Consider the following 21,022-nt stretch of genomic DNA (forward strand, 5'->3'; position numbering starts at 1 on the left):
TGTTATGGAGAAGTATGCTATTGAAGCATATGAATTTAAGCATAGCGACACGTGTCGCGCAGATGCCAGCGATACCGCTCCCGGTATCCCGGGGGTGCTGGGCGCGGAGGCTATGAACCGGCTGCGGGCCGGTGTGCTCGGTGCGAATGACGGCATCGTCTCCGTGGCCGCGGTGGTCATCGCCATGGGTGGCGCGCGGGCCTCAAGTACCGCGATTCTGCTGGCCGGACTCGCCGCCCTCATTGGCGGAGCGGTATCCATGGCCCTGGGCGAATACATTTCCGTCTCCTCGCAACGCGATGCCGAACTCGATGCGCTGCGGCGGCGGGCTGGTATGGCACGCCGTGCGGATGTGGCACGCTGGAGCGCTGGGGTAGGTGAACCCGCCACAGAAAACAACATCGTCTCTCCCTTCGGCGCAGCCTTCTCTTCCTTCTTTTCCTTCCTCGCCGGCGGCGCGGTTCCCTTCGCCGCCAGCTTGCTCGCCCCGCTCGGCGCCATCGCCCCGATTTGCTTCGTGGTCACCGTGGCCGCGCTGGCGCTCACCGGCTGGATCGCCGCCTGGATCGGCCAGGTTCCACCGTTGCGCCCCACCATCCGCACCGCCGTGGGTGGCACGCTCGGCCTCGCCCTCACCTTCGGTATCGGAGCGCTCTTCGGCCAAGTAGTGTAGAGTTCAATCAGTGGGTGACTCTGGCTCGTTCTGTGGCTAAGCTCAGACCAGCGGCTTGCGCCACTGGTTAGGCGCGTGCCACCGGCCCAGCGCGCAACCGGGCCGCGAGCTCCGGGTACCTGTGCGTCCCGGCATCCCGCACCCCCGGCCCACCGGCTCTCACCCGGCCCTCGAAAGGACCTGATATGACCTACACCTTCGGAATCGATACTTTTGGCGACGTCACCGCCGATGCCTCCGGCACCAAGCTCAGCCACGCCCAGGTGGTGCGCAATGTGGTGGCCGAAGCGGTGCGCGCCGAAGAGGTCGGCGTCGACATCTTCAATATCGGCGAACATCATCGCGACGATTACGCGATTCCCGCCCCCGATGTGGTCCTCGCCGCGATTGCCGCGCGCACCCAGCGCATCCGCCTCTCCTCCGCCGTCACCGTCCTCAGCTCGGACGACCCGGTCCGCGTGGTCGAACGTTTCGCCACCGTGGACGCCCTCTCCAACGGCCGCGCCGAACTCATGGTGGGCCGCGGCTCCTTCACCGAATCCTTCCCGCTATACGGCTACGACCTGGCCGATTACGAAGATCTCTTCAACGAAAAACTCTCTATGCTCACCGAGCTGCTCGCCCGCAACGGCCAACCCGTCACCTGGAAAGGCGGCCCGCACACGCAGGCACTCAGCGCCGTGACCCTCTACCCGCCGCTCGAACACGGCCCGCTGCCCACCTGGGTCGCCGTGGGCGGCAGCCCGGAATCGGTGGTGCGCGCCGCGCATTACAAACTCCCGCTCATGCTCGCCATTATTGGCGGCCCGACCTCGCGTTTTGTTCCGTTCACGGATCTGTACCGGCGCGCCTGGGAGCAGTTCGGGAACGACGGCGCAGCTGAAGTCGGCTACCACTCCTACGGTTATGTTGCTCGCACCGATGAGGAAGCCGTGGCTGACTTCTTCGACTATTACGTGGAAACGAATTCCCGGCTCGGTCGGGAGCGCGGTTGGCGCCCGCCGTCGCGGGAGGCGTACCTCTACGAGGTGAAGAACGGGGCGCTGGCGGTGGGTTCACCGGAAACCGTGGCCCGCAAAATCGCCACCGGCATGCGCGAACTGGGCGCCACCCGCTACGACCTCAAGGTCTCCTACGGCTCGCAGCCCCACGAGCAGAACCTTTCCTCTATCGAGCTCTTCGGCACCGAGGTGATCCCGCGGGTCAAGGAGCTGCTAGCCGGCGAATAGCGGGGCCCTGAAGTAGCTGACTTGCAGCACCTGCGAACATAAAGCAGATATAAAAGAGCGCGACCCGGGCTGTTCTATGCCCGAGCCGCGCTCGCTACTGCGGTTACTGCTGCTATTACCGCTCTAGTTTTCGCGAAGGTGTGAGTCCTCCAGAAGGTGTGAGCTCTCCACGCCGGCTCTACTTCTCCGCGATATCTTCGACGATGTCCTTGGCCTGGTCAGCGGCGTGCTGCGCGGCTTCCTTGGCCTTATCCGCAACATCCTCTGCCGCATCCTTGGCTTCGTGCGCGCCTTCCTTGACGGCATCCTCAGCCCGGGAGCCAGCACGCTTGGCCTTATCGGCCACGTCGCCAGCTGCGCTTGCGGCGTCGTTCACAACATCTTCCGCAGTTTCCGCAACCTCCTCGGCACCGGCCTGCACGGAATCTTCCGCATCTTCCGCGGGAGCCTTCACGCCGTCCACGTCCTCCCAGTAGGCCTCCGCCCAGGGATCCTCCGTGGGCTGGGAGCGCTTCCACAGGTAGTAGACCGCAACCCCGAGGCCGCCAACCAGCGCGATGGTGCCGAAAACCCGGCCCTTTCCGCGGGACTTCTTCATCGGTTCGGGAGTCTGGATCTCACGCGAAGCCACCCGCGCGATCTTCTGACCGCGTTCGGCCACGGTACCTTCACCCTTGGCGGCCTCCGCCGCGGCGTGCAGGGCACGCTGGGCGCGCGGGAGGTAATCATTGCGGACGTTCTCCACGAACTCCGAAGCATTATCGCGGGCCTGCTCCACGTAGGGCTTGGCCTTCTCCGCGAGATCGTTGCCCACGGCCTTCGCCTGCTCCACGTAGGGCTTCGCCTTTTCGGCCAGCTCCTGGGCGCGTGGTGCCGCCCATTCGTAACCCTGATTGGCGTAATCGCTCAGGCGTTCGCCGGCCTGCTTCGCGTAATCCTGGAAATCAGACGCGGCGCTCTTCGCCTTGTGCTCCCACTTCTTCTGATTCCGCTTCCCCTTGAGCTGGGCTTTCTTTGCGGTGCGTTCGGCCTGGCCACGCAGCTCATCGATCTTCGCCATAATGGCGTCAACCTCCCGCTGCGCTTTCTTGGCCCGCTTGTCCGCGCGGCTTCGTCCACAAGCCATCGTTGACCTCCTACCGTTGAACCACAGAATTCTCCTGCGATTGAGTACCCCTCTATTGTTTCACTTTTCGCCCCCCATTTGTCACGTGAATCACGTTTGCTTTTCGCGTGGCATAAAACCATGAGGTGTGCGAGACTTGAGCGCATGGAAGCAATTTTTCACACAAGCGAAGGCGATATTCGCGTCGAACTCTTCCCGAATGAAGCGCCCGAAACGGTCGCTAATTTCACCGGACTAGCTCGCGGTGAACGCGAATGGACCAATCCCGCCACCGGTCAGGCTTCGACCGATCCGCTGTACAACGGAACGATCTTCCACCGCGTGATCTCCGGTTTCATGATTCAGGGCGGGGATCCGCTCGGTAACGGCACCGGTGGTCCCGGTTATACGTTCGACGACGAAATCGCTCCCGGCCTCAACTTTGACGCCCCCTACGTGCTGGCCATGGCCAATGCCGGGACCCGCTTCGGCAAGGGCACCAACGGTTCGCAGTTCTTCATCACCGTGGCTCCCACCCCGTGGCTGCTTGGCAAGCACACCATCTTCGGGAAGGTTGCCGATGAGGAATCCGTCAAGGTTGTGGATAAGATCGCCGCGGTTCCCACCGGCGGGAATGATCGCCCGCTCAATGACGTGGTGATTTCTTCCGTCGAGGTTATTGACTAGGCAACGGGCTGCGCGACTGATCAAGCGCGTGTCAAGCGCGAAGCTGTCCGCATAACTGCATAACCACATAACTCTGCAAGCGGGGTGGTACCCAGGTACCGCCCCGCTTTTGTGTGCTCTGCGGGCCTGCGGCCCACTCCACCGACCGCTCTGTCGTCCGCTCTGCCGGCCGCGCGCCGGAACACTCACACAACACTCATCCCAACACTCAACTTAACACTCACATACATGAGTGTTGAGTTGAGTGTTAAGTTGAGAGCTCGTAGGATGACGTTATGCGCATCCCCACAACAAGCGAGGAAACAGGTCGCCTTATTGAGGGTTTTCGCCAGCAAGGGCGCGATTCTCAGCACATCGAAGTGAAAGCGGCCGCCCACGGCTTACCCAAAAGTATCGTGGAGACTCTCTCGGCATTCAGCAACGGTTCGGGTGGCTTGATTGTGCTTGGACTCGATGAGGCCCGCGGCTTCACACCGGTTCCTAAGTTCCCGGCAGCGCGGATTTACGATGCGCTCGCGGGGGTATGCAGCGATAGTCTCACGCCTCCGGTTCGCGCGGATATCGCCATGGTTCCCTATGGAGACACCACTGACGGAGACACCACGCTGGTCATGGCCACGATCCCGCCGCTCCAGCCGCGCGATAAGCCCTGCTATGTCACCGCCCGCAATGTGTACGGCGGATCCTATATCCGCACCGGCGATGGAGATCGCAAACTTTCCGCCTACGAAATTGACCGCCTCCTAGAAAACAAAACACAACCCCACTGGGATACCGACCTGGTGGAAGAAGCCGGCCTCGATTCCCTGGACCAGGACCTCCTCCACGCGGTCCTGGAACGCGAACGCCTCAACCATCCGCGTATTTTCGGGAAACTCCCGGACGAAACCGCGATGGAGCAGCTACGCATTATCGGCACCGGCCCGGACGGGCAGCGCCATCCCACCCTGGCTGGCCTGCTCTGCTTAGGCACATATCCCCAGGAATTCTTCCCTCGCCTCACAGTCACCTACGCGGTGTACCCGGGATCAACCAAAGCTTCGTCGCTTTCCGGGCAGCGGCATCTGGACTCGGGGACGCTGGCGGGTCCTATTCCCGCCCTGGTGGCCGACGGTGTCGGCGTCGTCGCAAAAAATATGCGGGTGGGTGGCGTGGTGCGCGGTGCTTTCCGGCATGACCTGGTGGATTATCCGCTCGTTGCGGTGCGCGAGGCACTCACGAATGCGCTTATGCATCGCGATTATTCTCCGGTAGCGCGCGGCACTCAGGTGCAATTGAACCTTTACGCGGATCGTTTGGAAGTGATCAATCCGGGCGGGCTGTTCGGCACGGTCACTATTGATTCGCTGGGCACAACCGGGCTGTCCTCCACGCGCAACCAATTTCTGGCGCGGCTGCTGGAATCCACACCTTTCGAAGAGGGCGGTTTTGTGGCGGAAAATCGGGGGAGCGGCTACCAGGAAATCATGACTCAGCTGGAGCGGGAAATGCTTCCTCCGGCGCGGCCCGTCGACCGGCTGGATAGTTTCAGCCTCACCTTCGAGCGCCGCCGCATGACCCCCGCGGAGCAGGGCGCCGCGGCAGGAACGTCCTCGCGCGAACGCGTTCTCGATTATCTGCGTACCCACGCCAGCGCTACCAGCCGCGAACTCGCGGGCGCCGCCGGGATTAGCCTGGGCGGAACCCGAGCCGTACTCAATACCCTGGTGACCGAGGGGCAGGTGCAGCGCACTGAACCTAAAACAAGTCCAAAGCAGCGTTACCGCCTCGCTCAACCTGGTGCTTAGGTGTGCTCTGTCGTCCGCTCTGCCTGCCGCGCGCCGGAACACTTACTCAACACTCATCCCAACACTCAACTTAACACTCACATACATGAGTGTTGAGTTGAGTGTTAAGTTGAGAGCTTGCGGGCTACACCCGGTTCCGCCCCTATCCGGTCCCGCCCACCCGGTCACACCCGCGCGCCGTCCGGTACGCTTGATTCAGAGTTGTCGAGCGGGATGACCGCGCAGAGAGGCCGAAAGTGCACAACGTTCCCAAGAAGCGCCGTCTTCAGATCCGCAAACCCGTCCCCTATGTCACCATCACGCTGATCGTGGTGAACGTGGCGGTTTTGCTGTCCCAATGGCTCGACGCCCGCGTGGGGCAAGTCCTCATTTTCGCCCCCGGCATTGCCCACGAGGAGCCCTACCGCTTCATCTCCTCCACCTTCATGCACGCCGGCTTCACGCATCTGCTTTTCAATATGTATGCGCTGTGGCTGATAGGTTCGGTGCTCGAGCGCATGATCGGCTGGTGGCGTTTCCTGGGGTTGTACCTGCTCAGCGCGGTGGCCGGCAACGTCATGGTCCTCTACACCGTCTCCACCGACATCGACTACTACACCGGCACCGTTGGCGCATCCGGCGCCGTCTTCGGCATTTTCGCGGCGATGTTCGTGGTGCTGCGGCGCTTCGGCGGCAGCTTCACCCAAATGGCGGTGGTCATCGCCATCAACCTCGCGATCAGTTTCCTGCCCGGCACCAATATTTCCTGGCAGTCCCACGTGGGCGGGCTCCTCATGGGCGCGCTGCTGATGGCGATTATTTCGCGCCGGCGCCACGTATCCCGTGCGCTCACCGCCCGAGATATTGCGGTCTTGCTGCTCGGCACCGCATTCCTGGTGGCCGCGATTTTCTTCGGGTACCGGTAGGGGCACGCCAAGCTGCGCCGTCGTTCTTTCTTTTTACGACGACGCCGCCACTTCGCAATCCGCACCCAAATAACATCGATGTAATTATCCACAGGGTTATCCCCGGTTGGGGATAACAGGGCCCTGAGCTGGGGGTGTGCGCCGGGCTGTGCTGGCCCGGGCGCAAGCACGCTCCGGCAAGTGTGCCGGGCGGTGTGCTGACCGTGCCCGGGCGACTTCGCGACAGTGCGCAGGGTCACTTATTTTTCAATGTGCATACCTATATTCTGAAAATTACCTGGGAGCATAGCGCTGATCGAAGGAGACATATATGCGCACAACAGCACTCATGTTGGCGGGAACGCTTCTCGCCCCGCTGGCAGTCCACGCCCTGCCGGCCACCACCCCGAATGAGCCAGCCCGGTTGGTCTGCAATGCGGGAATGATGTCACCGGACCAACTGCGGGCTTGCCTGGCGAAAGCGATTCAAGATCGCGATGCGGTCGTCGCTGAATTGGAAGCCAAGGGAATTGACGTGGCCGAAGCGCGCGAGCTCGCGCAGGAATGGGCCAAGGCTGATATGGAGCGCAGCACCTGGGAAGCGCGCTATGTGCCAGAAAAGCTTGCGGTCGAAAACTTTGATGAGATCAAGAAGAAATACGATGACGCCGTTGCCAAACTAGCGGCAGCGCAGCGTGCATTTGACCAGGCCCAGGCAGAATACGATGCAGCTACCCAGCCCGATCCGGCGGCCGTGGCCGCGGCGCAACGGCAGATGGATAGCGCGAATGCTGCCCTCGAAGCCTCCAAGAAGGAAGCCCAGAACCGCTGGAACCGCGGATCGCTCGGATTCTTCGAGGCCATGGGCGATACTGCTGCGGTCGAAGTGTTTTCTGAAACGGATACCATCAACGATGTTCCGATTCCGCAATACACCCGTTTTGGACAGCCCGGGGACGCCACCAATCTGGACCTCATGCGCGACTCGATTCAGCGCGTGAATAAGCTCAATGAGCTGCGGGCACGCCACGGGCTCGCCCCGCTCAAGATCTCCTCCGCTCTTATGGCTCGCGCCCAGGTCAATGCCAATGTGAATGTGCACGGTGGCTTCTTCGATCACGTGGGTGGTTTCAATTACGGCGAGAATATCGCCGCCATGCCCAGCCGCAGCGGGGATCCCTTCACCATGTGGTATGACCAGGAGAAAGCGGAGTATGACCGGGGCGTGCGCGATTATCCGAAGATTGGGCACTACCTCAATATTATTCAGTCGGAATATGTGGTGACCGGCTTCGCCATCGCGGATTACGATGCGCATCCCACGTACTTCTTTGGCAATACATTCGGGCGTGGGGATCGGTTTAGCCAGAGCTACCTGCCCGGATACACCACCGCGGAGTACCTGGCTCGCCTGGACGGATACATCGGCAGCGCCCGGGAAAATATGACCCACGGAACCCCTGAAGCCCGCCGCGCGGTGGTGGAAGCGCAGGACGCTTTCCAGCGCGCGAACGCCGGCAAGGAAGACCCGGCCGCGCGAGCCAAGCTCGATGCCGCTCGTTCTCAACTTGAAACTGCTCGCCTCGTCCACGTCGTTGTGAAGCCCGAATATGACGGCGCGGTCAAGGCAAAGAAGAATCTCCCGGAAACCAAGAAGGCCTGGGAAAAGGCCGTGGCGCGTTTCCAAGAGATTGACGCCAAACTTGCCGAAGCCGGCGATCTCATCACCAAGCTCGCCAAGGCCGAAGCTGAGGTGCTGCGCGCTCAGGAGCGGGTGAACCAAACCAGTACCCCGGTTCCGGTGCGTCCGGCGGATACTGGCAACGTCTTCTACGTGTCGAATGACTGGACATCCACGCAAGCCTCCTCGGTATTCTCCTACGGCCGGGCGCGCGATGAGGTGCTCGTCGGTGACTGGAACGGGGATGGCACGGATACCTTCGCGGTGCGCCGCGGCAACATGATCTACGTGAAGAACTCCGTGGACGGCGGCGCCGCTGATATTGCCTTCAGCTACGGGCGCGTGGGCGATGAGATCCTCGTGGGTGATTTCGACGGCGACGGCCGGGACACCTTCGCGGTGCGCCGCGGTAATACCTTCTACGTGCTCAATTCCCTCCACAGTGGGAACGCGGATCAGGTTATTAACTACGGACGCTACGGAGATACCGTGTACGCCGGCGATTTCAACGGTGACGGCATTGACACCTTCGCCGTGCGCCGCGGGAGCACCTACTTCGTGAAGAACCACATCGCTTCGGGAATCGCGGATCATGTATTCGCCTACGGGCGTGCTGGCGATGCCACCATCCTGGGTGATTTCGACGGCGATGGCCGCGATACCTTCGCGGTGCGCCGCGGCAACACCATCTACGTCAAGAACTCGCTGGGCGCCGGGAACGCAGATTCCGTTTTCAGCTACGGGCGCGTGAGCGACGAGCTGTACGTGGGTGATTGGGACGGCAATGGAACCGATACCCCGGCGGTGCGGCGCTAAGTTCGCTGGTTAGCGGGCCCGTGCTGCACCCGCCCGCTAACCAGGCGTAATGCGCCAACTACGCGAACACAAACAATAAGGGGGCGGCCCGCCAATCGGCGCGGCCGCCCCTTCATTCGTACGTAGTATTCCTAAAGCGCCTCACCGAGGCTCGTGCCGACGGCGCGCGCCGCGGCCACCCAGGGGTGATCCACCGGGACCAGCTTGTCCTTCCCGGCCACGTCCTCCAGCGGCACCGGCACGGCCTGCCCGTTCTGGGAGGCGATCATCACGCCGGATTTCCCGTGCGCCACCACATCTGCAGCCGCACTTCCCAGCACGGTTCCCAGCAGCCGGTCGGCGGCGTCGGGAATACCCCCGCGCTGCACGTAGCCGAGGATCGTCACGCGCGCTTCCAGCCCGGTGGCTTCCTCCAGTTGCTGCGCCACCAGGAACGTCGATTCGCGCTCGTTTTCCTCAATGGAACGCCGGTGGCTCTTCGCCGCCTCCTTCGCCTCCGGGGTGGGGGCGTGGCGCACCAGGTCATTCGCGGCAGCCAGCTGCGCGGCCACCGGAATCGAATGCGCGCCCTCGGCCACGGCCACCACGGAGAAAGGCCGCCCGTTTTCCGCCCGCCGCCGAATCGACGCCGCGCAGGACTCAATCGAATACGGAATCTCCGGGATGAGAATAATATCGGCACCCCCGGCAATCCCGGCGCCCAGCGTCAGCCACCCGGCGCGGTGCCCCATGAGCTCCACCACGATAATGCGGTGATGGGAGTGGGCGGTGGAATGAAGCCGGTCGATAGCATCGGTGGCGATGGACAGCGCCGTCGAAAAACCGAAGCTGGTGTCCGTGTGCATAATGTCGTTATCGATGGTTTTGGGCAGGTGGATCACGGGAAGCCCGGCCTGCGCCAGCCGGTTCGCGTTCTTCGCGGTCCCGCCCCCGCCGATGCACACGAGCGCGTCGATATGCTCATCTTCGAGGTTCTGGGCGATCTGCGGGATCATATCCACGTACCCGCCGTTGCCGTCCGGGAACTTATGGACCTTATCGCGCGAAGTCCCCAGCATGGTGCCGCCCTGCGTCAAAATCCCGGCCAGGGAATCCGAATCCAGCGGCATATAGCGGTTATTAACAAGCCCGGTAATACCGTTGCGGTATCCCACCAGCTCCATGCCGTATTTCCCCATCGCGGCTTTCCCGAAACCGCGGATGGCGGCATTGAGCCCGGGGGCGTCACCGCCGGCAGTGAGGATACCGACCCGCTTCACTGCTTTACCCATCGGCTACTTCCACCCCATTGTCATGAGGAAGCCCACGATCATGAACCCGAAGCCGAGGAAAAGATTGCCGTTATTCCACCCCGGGATGGGGAAACGGCCGCCGGTCACGTAGGCCAGCACCACCACGATGAGCCCGATAATCATGAGCGTGCACATCACCGGCGCCCACCAGCTCGGCGAGCGGCGATCCTTCTGCGCGACCTTGTGGGAGCGCTTGGCCGCTTCCTTTTCCCGGCTGGCCTGCGCCTCAATATCGCGCTTGGTGCCGGGGCGGCGCACGTCCTTCGCCGAGGGCGCAGCGCTCTTGCGCGACTTCCGAGCCGGGGCAGCGCTGCCGGCGGCTTCCGAAAGTTCGGGTTCGTCGTACTGTTGATCTGTCATGTTCTACCTTCCGCGGATCCTTCCGCCCCTAAGCCTAACGAAGTAGCGCGCCCGGTGGCGCACCATATCGCCCGATTCCTCTGGTATTTTTTCACAAAAGCCGGCGCGTGGCCATGTGCGCGGGCGCTCGCGAGTGGCGCGCGGGCGCGGGGCGGCGTCGTCGTAAAAAATGAGGGGAGTTATCTCACCGCATTTTTCGAGCCGGAACCACTATTCTGTTTCTAGTACGAATCCGGTGGCAGTGGAAGGTGATACTATGCGCGAACAGCAGCCCGAACGAGGGCGCCGTGCGGGGCGGCGTGCGGCGGAAGGAAACGCTGCTCGCGCTCCGCGGCACGAAGCTGTGGGGCGCTACCGTCCGGCTACCGCCGGTGCAGGTACGCCCGGCGCAGGTGCAACCGGTGTTGGTACGACGGCGCAGCTTCCCGCCCAGGCCGCCACCGCCGCCCTCACCGCAACCCGGCCGGCCGCACCCGCGCGGCGCCGCGGCGGCATCCTCAACGCGATTATCGGCGTGATTGGCGAGCTGCTCATTACCGCGGGAATCGTGGTGGGCCTCTTTATTGTGTGGCAGGTCTACTGGACTGACCTGGGCGCGAACCGCGATCAGGCCCAGCAGATCGAGAACGTCAATAAGCAGTGGGGCGATCCGCGGGGGGCCAGCAAGGTGGGGACCCCGCGCACGGATGCCCCGCCGGCCGCGGACCACGTGAATCGCACCGGGGATCTGGAAGGCATTATTTACATCCCGCGCTTCGGGGCCGACTGGCGCTACACCGTCAAATACGGCGTGGACCTGGAAGCCGTGGTGGATACCGGGAGCTTCGGGCATTACCCGGATACCCAGTACGTGGGTGAGGTCGGCAATTACGCGATCACCGCGCACCGGCAGACCTACGGCGCGGCCATGCGCGATGTGCCCGAGCTCCAGCCCGGCGACCCGATCATCGTGCAAACCAAGAACGCCTACTACGTGTACAAGGTGGGCGAGCACGAGGTGGTGCCGCCCACGCAGGTCGGCGTGCTGGCCCCGGTGCCGAATCATCCGGAAGAGGCACCCACCCAGCGCATCCTCACCATCACCACCTGCCATCCGCCCTTTGTGTCCAGTGACCGCTGGATCACCTACGCCACCCTCGATCATTGGGTCGACGCCGCCGAGGGCGCCCCGGCGGAGCTGGTGAAGTAGGCGGCCGGCACCCATCAAGAATCGTCCTCGTCAAGAGCAGAGAAACGGAGCACGTAATGTACGGATTTATTTGGCGGCACCTGCCCGGCCCGACGTGGCTGAAGGTCATCGAGGCCCTCATCATCATCGCCGCGATTGTTTTCGCGCTGTTTGAGTGGGTCTTCCCCTGGGTGAATGCCGTGTTCCGCCCGCAGGACACCACCATCAGCCAGTAGCCCGTGCGCGTTAGCTATTAGCTAGCCGCGCGGAAGTTAGCTGCGCGGCAGCTGGCCTGCCCGAACCTGGCTCCAAGTCGGTGCTAAGGCGGCTCAACTCGGCGTCGGGCCACCTCTGGAAACAAAGTGGTACTGGAGCTACCAACGGCCGGTTTTCTGTTCTGGAGTACCACTTTGTTCGGCAAAAGTCACATATGCCTCGGGTGCCTCACCAGCCCCTGGGGAGGGGCTATATGTTTTCAGAGCTGTACTTCGCATGTACGACATCCGCAGTACACCCCGGAAAACACATACTGGGTCCGGTAGCCACGGGGCAGCGATGCTCCAGCGAGGCACAAACCGTGCATTCTGGACCGTTAGGGGTGCAGAATGTACATCCCTGACAATAAAACAGGGAAAAACTGTCACCCACGTACATTTCGTTGGCTAGCACAATGCCTACTTCTTCCCGGGGGATATACAAGCATAGACCGGTCGGGGGGAGGTGCTCGCAAAATGCAACCTCTCGGCGTTGGCACCGACAAATAGCACCACCACAGCGTCAGGGTTCACAGAATGCAACCTCTCGGCGCGGAAGCTCTCAAAAAGCAACGCCTCGACACGGAGGTGCTACAGGATGCAACGCTCCGGCCAGGGAGCGCACAAAAAGCAACGCCAGTGCATGATTCAGAAAAGTTAATGTAGCTGTGGTTGCTTTTTGTGGACTAGGCCGTTCGGAACCGCGCCGTGCCTGAGCTGGCATCGAGCTAGGCCGTGCTGCCCGAAACCGGCCGCTAGCTACCCGTACTTACCCGTTTCCCTGGCCGGTGGGCGCGGGATTGGGATGGGCGCCGCCGCCTGAACCGCCGGATCCACCCGATCCGCCCGAGCCGGAGCCGCCGGAACCTGAGCCGGCCGGCGGAGTGCTCGGGGTGGGAGTGGGCGCCGGGGCGATGCCCACGGTAATGCGCATCTCGGTATCGCGCTGCACCACGGTACCCGGGGCGATGCTCGCGTCCACAACCTTGCCAACCTTGGCCGGGTCGCTGACTTCCTGCTCGCCTTGGCCCACCACCGTGAGGCGAGCGTCGCGCAGCGCCGCCCGTGCCTCATCCACGCTCATTCCGCGCACATCCGGAACCGCCACATTGCCGCTGGCCACCTGCAGCTTGACGGTGCTGCCCGGCTTCACGCTTTCGCCCACATTCGGGCTGGTGGACACCACCCGGTCGCGGTCCTCGCTCGGATCATTGACCTGCTCCATACCGCCCACGGTCAGCCCGGCCGCGCGCAGCGCCTGGGAAGCCTGATCCGTGCTCATCCCCACCACATCGGGAACCTGCACGGCCGAGGGCCCGGAGGAGAAGTGCAAGGTCACCCGGCTACCCACATCCACGGTGCTCCGCATCGCCGGGTTGGAGGACACGACCAGCCCCTTGTCCACGGTATCGCTGGACACATCCGTGCCGCGCACGAATTCCAGGCCCAAGCTGGTCAGTTGCTGGCTGGCCTGCACCTCGGTCCACCCCGTCATATCGGGGATCGTCACCTGCGCCACCGCGGTCTCGGTGGGCTGCGGCTCGGCAGAGTCGCCCCGCCCGGAGAGGAAGAACCAGCCCAGAATCCCCAGCGCGATAACGAGCAAAGCCACCCCGCCCCAAATGAAGGGCGCGCTGGACTTCTTCTTCACCGGCGGTTGCGCGCCGGTTGCCGCCGGGTCATAGCCCGGATAGCTCCCGGTGGGGTAGCTGCCCGTGGGGTAAGCCCCGGGATAGGCGCCCGTCGGGTACCCGCCCGGGTAGGCGGGCGCGCCGCCCGGCTGCGTCGTCGTACTAGAAATTGCACCGGCACCGGCGCCGCCGTGTCCGCCGGCACCCGCACCGCCCGCGGCACCGCCGGGGCTTCCGGCAGTCGCGGTGGGATAAGCAGTAGTGGAAGCCGGGCGTGTATTAGCGGCCGAATAAGCTTGCGTGGCAGCCGTCGCGGCATTCGCGCCCGCCGCACCGGCACCAAGACCCGCGGCACCGGCGCCCGCCACACCAGCACCCGCAATCGCCCCGGCACCGGCACCCGCAATCGCCCCAGCCCCCGCCCCGTACGCGTTCCACGAGGAAATTGCCGGGGCGTCCACACCTTCCCCGCGCGCCGCGGCCAGCAGATCCGCGCGGAATTCAGCGGCGTCCTGGTAGCGGTCCTCGCGGCTCTTCGCCAGGGATTTCATGACCACGCGGTCGATGGCGTCGGGAATATCGGAAGCGATCTGGGAAGCCGGCTTCGGGGTTTCCGAGACGTGCTGGTAGGCCACCGCCACCGCGCTATCGCCCACGAAGGGCGGGCGCCCGGTGAGGAGTTCGTAGAGCACGCAGCCGGTGGAGTACAGGTCCGAGCGCGCGTCCACCACTTCGCCGCGCGCCTGCTCGGGGGAGAGGTACTGGGCGGTGCCCACCACGGAATTGGTCTGCGTCATGGTGGCGGCGGAATCGGCGATGGCGCGCGCGATCCCGAAGTCCATGACCTTCACCTTGCCGCCGGTGGTGAGCATGATATTGCCCGGCTTGATATCGCGGTGAATGATGCCTTCGTGATGGGAGTATTCCAGCGCGGAGAGCACGCCCACCACGATCTGCACGGCCTCGCCGATGGGCACCGGGTCCCCGCCGTGCAGCAGGGAGGCCACGGTGCGGCCCTTGACGTACTCCATCACGATATAGGGCAGCGCCAGCTCGGTGCCGCCCGCGGAGGTCACGGTTTCCTCGCCGGTGTCGTATACGGACACGATGGAGGGGTGGTTGAGCGCGGCCGCGGATTGGGCTTCGCGCCGGAAACGGGCCAGGAAGGTGGCGTCCTGCGCCAGGTCGGTGCGCAGGATCTTAATCGCTACCGTGCGTGAGAGCCGGGTATCGTAGCCGAGATGTACTTCGGCCATACCGCCTCGACCGATGATGTCGCCCACCTGGTAGCGGTTGCCGAGTACGCGGGGGATATCATTCACGTCGCGTCACCTTTCTGCTGAGCATCTGCTTAGTTCACCTTAGCTTCAAGTACTGTGCGGGCAAGGGGTGCGGCAACGGAGCCGCCGTCGCCATTCCACACCGCATTGCCCGAATTTTCCACGATCACGGCCACGGTATAGGCCGTGTCCCCGATGGTCGCATTCCCCACGAACCACGCGTGCGGGGGAATATCGTTCGTGATTTCCGCGGTCCCGGTTTTCCCGGAAGTTTCGATCCCGGGGAGCGTGAAGAGGTACCCGGTACCGTGCTTGACCTCATCCACCATCATCTGGTGCATAAAGCCGGCGGTTTGCTGGCTCATCGCTCGGGAGAGCACTTCCGGTTCGCTTTCGCTCACGGGCTCAAGATCCGCGGTGAGGGTGCGGCGCACCAGATTCGGTTTCATGACCACGCCGTCATTAGCAATCGCCGCCCCGACCATCGCCATTTGCATCGGCGTGACCCGAATATCGCGCTGCCCGATGGAATCCATGGCGAGCGCGGCGGCATCTTCCGGCGCGGGGAAACGCGAGGCGGAAACAGGCAGCGGCGTGGCGAGTTCGCTATTGAAGCCGAATTTTTCGGCCTGCGCCACCATTTTTTCCGGGCCCACCTTGATCCCGCCAATCGCGAACGGGGTATTGCACGATTGCGCGAAAGCTTCGGTGAGTTTCACCTGCCCGGAGCCGTCCCCGCAGGCAGCCTGCCCGGGATTCCACATATCGTGCGTGGTCCCCGGCGGCACGAACGTGCGCGGGGCCTCCACCAGCGAATCGGGGGTGAGCCCGAGGTTTTCGATCATTGCGGTGGCGGTGAGGAGTTTGAAGGAGGAGCCGGGCGCGTACTGGTCGCCGCCGGTGGCCCGGTCGATCAGCGGCGTGGTGGCGTCCGCTTCGAGGGTCTGGTAGTTCTCGCGCGCGGCCGCGGTATCGTGCGTGGCTACGCCGTTCGGGTCGAATCCGGGCGTGGAGACCTGCGCCAGAATATCTCCGGTGCGGGAATTAAGTACGACGACGGCGCCGCGCTGGTTACCCAGCGCGGCGGCTGCGGCCTCCTGGAGCTGGGGGTCGATAGTGAGCTCAACGCCCCCGCCCTGGGGTTGGGAACCGGTGATGAGTTCTTCGATACGTTGACCGGCCAGGGAGGAATCCGAGCCGCCCAGCACGGGGTTCATGGCGCGTTCCAAGCCCGTCATCGAGTTATGGGCGATGGAATAGTAGCCGGTGAGGTTCGAGTAGATCTCCGGGCGCTCGTAGACGCGCAGGTAATTGTAGGCATCGTCGATGGGCTGGGAGGAGACGATGGATTCCCCGGCCACGATAATGGGACCGCGCTGGGTGCCGTATTCGCGGTAGAGCGTGCGCACATTCCACGCGTTGGCATTCAGGCTGGCGGCCTGGAAGAACTGGATCGCGGTGGTGGAGCCGGCCAAGCCTAAGAACATGACCGCGAGGACCGCGACGAGCTGGCGGATAGGGCGATTCACGGGCGCACCACCTCCGTGCGAGCGCCACCAGCCGGGCCCTCCGCGCCGCGCGGGGCGCGGCGCGCGTCGTCGCCGCCCCTACTATCGCCCTCACCATCGCTCCCGCCATCAGCGTTCCCACGCAGGACCGCGAGTTCGTCGGTGGTGGGCAGCGGGCGGGCTTCTTCGGGGCGGCGCGCGGTATGCGACATTCGGATGAGCAGCGCGATAATAATCCAATTCGTCAGCAGCGCCGAGCCGCCGTGCGCGAGGAAGGGCAGGGCCAGGCCGGTCAGCGGGATAATGCGCGTCACCCCGCCGATGACGATAAAGCATTGCAGCCCGAGCACGAAGGACAGCCCGGAGGCGAAGAGTTTGCCGAAGCCGTCGCGCGATTCCAGGGCGACCCGCATGCCGCGGCTGATGAGGAGCAGGTAGATGCACAGGATGGCGCCCACGCCCACCAGCCCGAGTTCCTCGGCGAAGGAGGCGTAAATGAAATCGGAATGCGCCGCGTACACCAGGTTCGGGTAGCCGCGCCCGAGCCCCGCGCCGAAGAGCCCGCCGGAGGCCATGCCGAAGAGGCCCTGCACTACCTGGTAGGAGCCGCCGACGGCATCATAAAGTTCGGGGTCGAAGGGGTTGAGCCAGATGGCGAAACGCGCCTGCACGTGGGAAACCGTGGTGGAAATGAACCACACGCCGCCCACGGTGAGGAGCCCGCCGATGGCCAGCCAGGATACCTGCTCGGTGGCCACCCACAGCATCGCCACGAACAGCCCGAAGAAGAGCAGCGCGGTGCCGAAATCGCGTTCAAAAACGAGGACGCCCATGCACAGCGCCCAGGCGATGAGCACCGGGAGGATATGGCGGGCTTTAGGCAGGCGAATCCCCAGGATTTTCGGGCCGGCCAGCGCCAGGTTATCGCGCTCGGTCACGAGGTAGGCCGCGAAGAACACCGCGAAACAAATTTTCGCGACTTCGGCCGGCTGGAAGGACATCCCGCCCACCCCGATCCACAGGCGCGAGCCGTTGAGGGTGCGGCCCAGCGGGCTGAGCGGCAGCAGCAAGAGCACCACCCCGGCGATGAGCGAGGTCCACATGTAATTTTGCAGCACCCGGTAATTACGCACCGCAAGGATGGTAATAGCGAAGAACACCAGCGCCCCGGCAGTGAGGATGAGCTGGCTGCGGGCGTGGTTGGTATCCGCCGCGGCATCCACCCGGTAAATCATGGCCAGGCCCAGCCCGTTGAGCGCGATGGCGCAGGGGAAAAGCACCGGGTCCGCGTAGGGGCACAGCGCGCGAATGAGCAGGTGACAGGCGAAAACCAGGGCGGCGCCGGCGCCCACCACCAGCGCGAAGCTCGGCGGCAGCGCGGTACTACCTGCGCCGGCAGCATCCGCTCCTGCGGCAGGCGCTCCGGCATTGCCCGCGCCGGCATTACCCAGCCCGGTCCACACCAGGTAATAGGCGCCCACCCCGATGGCTCCGGCCAGGAGCAGCAGGGTGATCTCGGGCCAGCGGCCGCGGCGCGTGCGCGGGGGAACCACCGTGCTCATCGGTTCTCTCCCGGGTTCGTGGGGGCGGGGGCGTTCGCGGCGGGCGCCGGCTGTTCTTGCGCAGGCGCGCTCTGCCCGGGTGCCGGTGTAGTCACTCCCGGTGCTGGCGCGGCCGGAGCGCTGGGCGCGGGGCTCGCGGGCGCTGGCGTAGCTTCGTTGTTCTGGGCTTTTTGTTCACGAAGGGCGGCGACGACGGCGCGCGCTTCGCGCAGCGAAGCACGCGTGATAGGCGTGGCTAGCCGATCTTGGGCCACCGGGGTGAGGTCGCGGACCTGAAGATCAGTAGCTTCCGCTGCGTGGGAGAATTCCAGCGGGCCGAGCCGCTGCGGAATTCCCCGGTAAATCGTGACGATGCCATTGTTATTGGCCACGTAGTAGCGGCTTTGGGTCCAGCGGTAAGCGCCAAAGAGGCCGGCCACCGCCAGGGCCAGAACCGTGAGAATAACAGCCAGCCGAGCCCCCCAGCGCGCGCGGGGCGCACCCTCCGCGCCCGAGTTTCCGCGGCTGGCGGCCCCACACGCCGGGCCACTTTTTGCCGATTTATTCTTGCGGCCGGCACCCGAAGCCGCACCCGAAGCCGCACCCGAAGCTGCGCCAGCGCCGGAAGCGGTGCCGGTTCCTGAGCCAGCTGAGCCAGCTTCACCCGCGTCGGAGTCAGGATTACTGCTATTACTGCTTGAAGTCGCTGACCGGGGCTGATCTGAGGAGGCAGCTGCGCCAGTCCCAGCCCCCGCGCCAGCCCCGGCATTCGCATTCCGCGTCAGCGTCGCCGCTTTGGCGGCCGCGGAATTCCCCCCGCGGGTCGGCCGCCGGTAATCGCGCGCCGCCGAACCCACCACGATTGGCTGGGAGGGCAGCGGGCTGGTAAGTGCGGCGTCGTCAATAACATCCGCAAGAATAACCGTGACGTTATCGGGCGCGCCGGCCGCCAGCGCCAAATCAATGAGGTGTTCGCCCAGCTGGTGCAGGTCCGGGATCGCGCACATCGCGTGCTCGATGGTGTCATGCGCAACCACGCCGAACAGGCCGTCCGAGCACAGCAGCCAGCGGTCACCCACCCGCGCTTCCCGCACGGATTCATCCAGCTCCACCTCGCCGGGAGTATCCCCGAGCGCCCGCATAATCACATTGCGCTGCGGGTGGTGTTCGGCTTCCTCCGGGGTGAGCCGGCCATGATCCACGAGGTACTGGACCAGGGTGTGGTCATGCGTGACCTGCCCGAGCTTCCCATCGCGCAACAAATACGCCCGCGAATCACCAATATGCACCATCGCGAGCTTATTCGAGGCGCGCAGCATCGCGATACAGGTGGTGCCCATGCCCGCCATTTTCGGGTTCTCCGCCACGAGCGCAAGCATATCGTCATGCGCGGCCTCCACCGCGCGGCGCAGCAGCGGCAGCAAATCATCGGCGGCGTGCACATCATCCACCGCCACCAAATGACCCACCGTCACCGATGAGGCGATATCCCCGGCGGCCGCCCCGCCCATCCCATCTGCCACCACGAGCAAATGAGGCGAGGCGTAGCCACCGTCCTGGTTATTGGAACGAACCAGGCCGACATCGGAAAACGCCGCGTAGCGTAGCTGAATACTCAAACTTGTAGCTCCATCGTGGTTTCCCCCACCTGAATAACAACGCCGGGGTCCAGCGCGGCCGAGCCGTTAATGCGGATCCCCCCTACCAGGGTACCGTTTGTTGAGCCCAGATCCTCCACCCAGCGCCGGCCCTCCGCCGCGAAAATCCGGGCGTGATGCCCGGAGGCGTAGGTGTCATCCAAGACGAGCGTATTATCCGGGGCGCGCCCGATATAGACCGATTGCGAGCTGAGCGGCACCGCGGTTCCCAGTAGCGGACCGCCGGTCACCACCAGGTAGACGGGCCGTTCGACGGGCGCGGCAGGCGCTGCGGGGGAGTCGTTTTCCGCGGGGGCGGGCGCGTGGATGCTGCGGCGTCGTGCCGAAAGAAGAGAAGAACGACGGCGCACGTCCGTTCCCAGCACATCGCGGCGCACCGTCAGCACGACGGCGAAAATGAACAGCCACAGCAGCGCTAGAAAACCGAAGCGCAATAAGGTTATTGCCAGATTCATGAGGCGGACGCCGTTCCGGTCCAAAACATAATGTGGGTGCGGCCGATGGTGATGGTATTGCCGTCCACCAGGGTGGCCGCGCTAATGCGGTGGCCCTCCACGAAGGTGCCATTCGTGGAGTTGAGGTCCGTGGCGATCACGCCGTTCGGGGTGACCTGGAGTTCGAGGTGGTGGCGGGAGATGCCAGAATCATCCACGCTGATATCGCAATCGGAGCCGCGGCCGATAATCGCGGTGGTGCCGGTGAGGAGGTAGCGGTCCCGTCCCACCTGGATGAGCGGGTTTTCCTCCGTGCCGGCGCTGCGAGTGGCCGGGGCGATGGCACCGCGCTGCGTGGTTGTCCGGGTGCGTGCTGTTCCTTCGCGCAACTGGGGATCCTCCTCGAATGTGATCTCAATCGGGCCGACGAATAGATAGTCCTGTTCGGTGGCGTATTCCACCGCGGAGCGGGCGAGTTCCTCGCGGAGGGCTTCCTGGCCCCAGGAATCCACCCGGGCCAGATCCGCCGGGGCGAGCGCAACAGTGAACACATTCGGGGCGACGGTGCGGTCGCGGGACAGCTCCGCGGCGTCGCGCGTCATGGCCTTTTTGATGTCGGTGAGGATTTCCACCGGCTTCAGCTCGGACTGGAAAACGCGGAACGCCCCGGCGACGGCGTTCTCCACTCCCTTTTCAAACTTCCCGAGGGCGCCCATGGCCCTGCCCCTTCCCTATTCCTGTTCGCTTCTGTAGCTTCTCAGCCTTTGTAGCTCGTCAAGCTTCGGCGGCCGCTGAAGCTTCGTGAGCCTGTGCGGGTTCTCAATCTTCCGCGGCTTCTATAGGCGACTGTAATCGCCCGCGCCGGTGCGCCGCTACCTTCCGCGCCGTGAGCGGAGCGGGTGGTGGGGCGACGACGCCCAGCTGGCAGTGCGGCGCTGTGGCGCCGGTGCGTCCTCGCCGCGGCGTACTTCCCGCTGCCGTAACTCTGCGCGGCTGTCGGGACTGCGAACCTGAGCCCCGGCGCTGCGACGCGT

At 64.2% G+C, this 21,022-nt stretch carries 17 protein-coding genes; 8 read left to right on the forward strand and 9 right to left on the reverse strand.

Annotated elements, in window-relative coordinates; all coding sequences use genetic code 11:
- The first annotated feature begins 4 nt into the window (after positions 1–4).
- Positions 5–673, forward strand: coding sequence for a VIT1/CCC1 transporter family protein (locus ACRQEC_RS03465; protein ID WP_284889862.1), 669 nt, complete (start codon positions 5–7; stop codon positions 671–673).
- A 185-nt stretch (positions 674–858) separates the two neighbouring features.
- Positions 859–1,902, forward strand: coding sequence for an LLM class flavin-dependent oxidoreductase (locus ACRQEC_RS03470; RefSeq protein WP_284889861.1), 1,044 nt, complete (start codon positions 859–861; stop codon positions 1,900–1,902).
- 178 nt (positions 1,903–2,080) lie between these two features.
- Here the strand turns inward: ACRQEC_RS03470 and ACRQEC_RS03475 are convergent, their stop codons facing one another.
- Positions 2,081–3,028 (reverse strand): hypothetical protein, encoded by a 948-nt coding sequence (locus ACRQEC_RS03475; RefSeq protein WP_284889860.1) that lies wholly within the window; start codon positions 3,026–3,028, stop codon positions 2,081–2,083.
- 144 nt (positions 3,029–3,172) lie between these two features.
- Between ACRQEC_RS03475 and ACRQEC_RS03480 the strand changes: the two genes are divergently transcribed.
- The 4 genes from ACRQEC_RS03480 (at position 3,173) to ACRQEC_RS03495 (ending at position 8,862) form a co-directional block, all read left to right on the forward strand.
- On the forward strand, positions 3,173–3,694 hold the full coding sequence (locus ACRQEC_RS03480) for a peptidylprolyl isomerase (RefSeq protein WP_087070133.1): 522 nt from the start codon (positions 3,173–3,175) through the stop codon (positions 3,692–3,694).
- A 275-nt stretch (positions 3,695–3,969) separates the two neighbouring features.
- Positions 3,970–5,481: an ATP-binding protein gene (locus ACRQEC_RS03485; RefSeq protein ID WP_284889859.1), complete on the forward strand. Its 1,512-nt coding sequence runs from the start codon at positions 3,970–3,972 to the stop codon at positions 5,479–5,481.
- A gap of 236 nt (positions 5,482–5,717) precedes the next feature.
- Positions 5,718–6,386, forward strand: coding sequence for a rhomboid family intramembrane serine protease (locus tag ACRQEC_RS03490; protein WP_284889858.1), 669 nt, complete (start codon positions 5,718–5,720; stop codon positions 6,384–6,386).
- Between the two features lie 310 nt (positions 6,387–6,696).
- Positions 6,697–8,862 (forward strand): CAP domain-containing protein, encoded by a 2,166-nt coding sequence (locus ACRQEC_RS03495; protein ID WP_284889857.1) that lies wholly within the window; start codon positions 6,697–6,699, stop codon positions 8,860–8,862.
- Between the two features lie 131 nt (positions 8,863–8,993).
- On the opposite strand, the gene ACRQEC_RS03500 is transcribed toward ACRQEC_RS03495, so the two are convergent.
- Together ACRQEC_RS03500 and ACRQEC_RS03505 are read right to left on the reverse strand one after the other, a co-directional pair.
- A complete protein-coding gene (locus ACRQEC_RS03500; protein ID WP_026428940.1) occupies positions 8,994–10,133 on the reverse strand; it encodes a 6-phosphofructokinase in 1,140 nt (379 codons plus the stop codon).
- A gap of 3 nt (positions 10,134–10,136) precedes the next feature.
- A complete protein-coding gene (locus ACRQEC_RS03505) occupies positions 10,137–10,514 on the reverse strand; it encodes a cell division protein CrgA (protein ID WP_026428941.1) in 378 nt (125 codons plus the stop codon).
- Between the two features lie 256 nt (positions 10,515–10,770).
- On the opposite strand from ACRQEC_RS03505, the gene ACRQEC_RS03510 reads away from it, so the two are divergent.
- Together ACRQEC_RS03510 and ACRQEC_RS03515 are read left to right on the forward strand one after the other, a co-directional pair.
- Positions 10,771–11,703: a class E sortase gene (locus ACRQEC_RS03510; protein ID WP_284889856.1), complete on the forward strand. Its 933-nt coding sequence runs from the start codon at positions 10,771–10,773 to the stop codon at positions 11,701–11,703.
- Between the two features lie 56 nt (positions 11,704–11,759).
- Entirely contained in the window at positions 11,760–11,918 is a 159-nt protein-coding gene (locus tag ACRQEC_RS03515; RefSeq protein ID WP_169719563.1) for a hypothetical protein, read from the forward strand.
- A gap of 787 nt (positions 11,919–12,705) precedes the next feature.
- Here the strand turns inward: ACRQEC_RS03515 and pknB are convergent.
- The 6 genes from pknB to ACRQEC_RS03545 are packed head-to-tail and all read right to left on the reverse strand — an operon-like array spanning position 12,706 to position 20,704.
- Positions 12,706–14,889 (reverse strand): Stk1 family PASTA domain-containing Ser/Thr kinase, encoded by a 2,184-nt coding sequence (gene pknB / locus ACRQEC_RS03520; protein ID WP_284889855.1) that lies wholly within the window; start codon positions 14,887–14,889, stop codon positions 12,706–12,708.
- A gap of 29 nt (positions 14,890–14,918) precedes the next feature.
- Positions 14,919–16,376, reverse strand: coding sequence for a penicillin-binding transpeptidase domain-containing protein (locus ACRQEC_RS03525; RefSeq protein ID WP_284889854.1), 1,458 nt, complete (start codon positions 16,374–16,376; stop codon positions 14,919–14,921).
- Complete coding sequence (locus ACRQEC_RS03530; RefSeq protein WP_284889853.1) at positions 16,373–17,917, reverse strand: FtsW/RodA/SpoVE family cell cycle protein; 1,545 nt, start codon at positions 17,915–17,917, stop codon at positions 16,373–16,375. The genes ACRQEC_RS03525 and ACRQEC_RS03530 overlap by 4 nt, the downstream gene beginning before the upstream one ends.
- Entirely contained in the window at positions 17,914–19,515 is a 1,602-nt protein-coding gene (locus ACRQEC_RS03535) for a PP2C family protein-serine/threonine phosphatase (RefSeq protein ID WP_284889852.1), read from the reverse strand. Before ACRQEC_RS03535 ends, ACRQEC_RS03530 begins: the two co-directional genes overlap by 4 nt.
- Entirely contained in the window at positions 19,512–20,009 is a 498-nt protein-coding gene (locus ACRQEC_RS03540) for an FHA domain-containing protein FhaB/FipA (RefSeq protein ID WP_284889851.1), read from the reverse strand. The genes ACRQEC_RS03535 and ACRQEC_RS03540 overlap by 4 nt, the downstream gene beginning before the upstream one ends.
- A complete protein-coding gene (locus ACRQEC_RS03545; RefSeq protein ID WP_087070127.1) occupies positions 20,006–20,704 on the reverse strand; it encodes an FHA domain-containing protein in 699 nt (232 codons plus the stop codon). Before ACRQEC_RS03545 ends, ACRQEC_RS03540 begins: the two co-directional genes overlap by 4 nt.
- Between the last annotated feature and the right edge of the window lie 318 nt (positions 20,705–21,022).

This window comes from Actinotignum saccati, assembly GCF_051265055.1.
Taxonomy (GTDB): domain Bacteria; phylum Actinomycetota; class Actinomycetes; order Actinomycetales; family Actinomycetaceae; genus Actinotignum.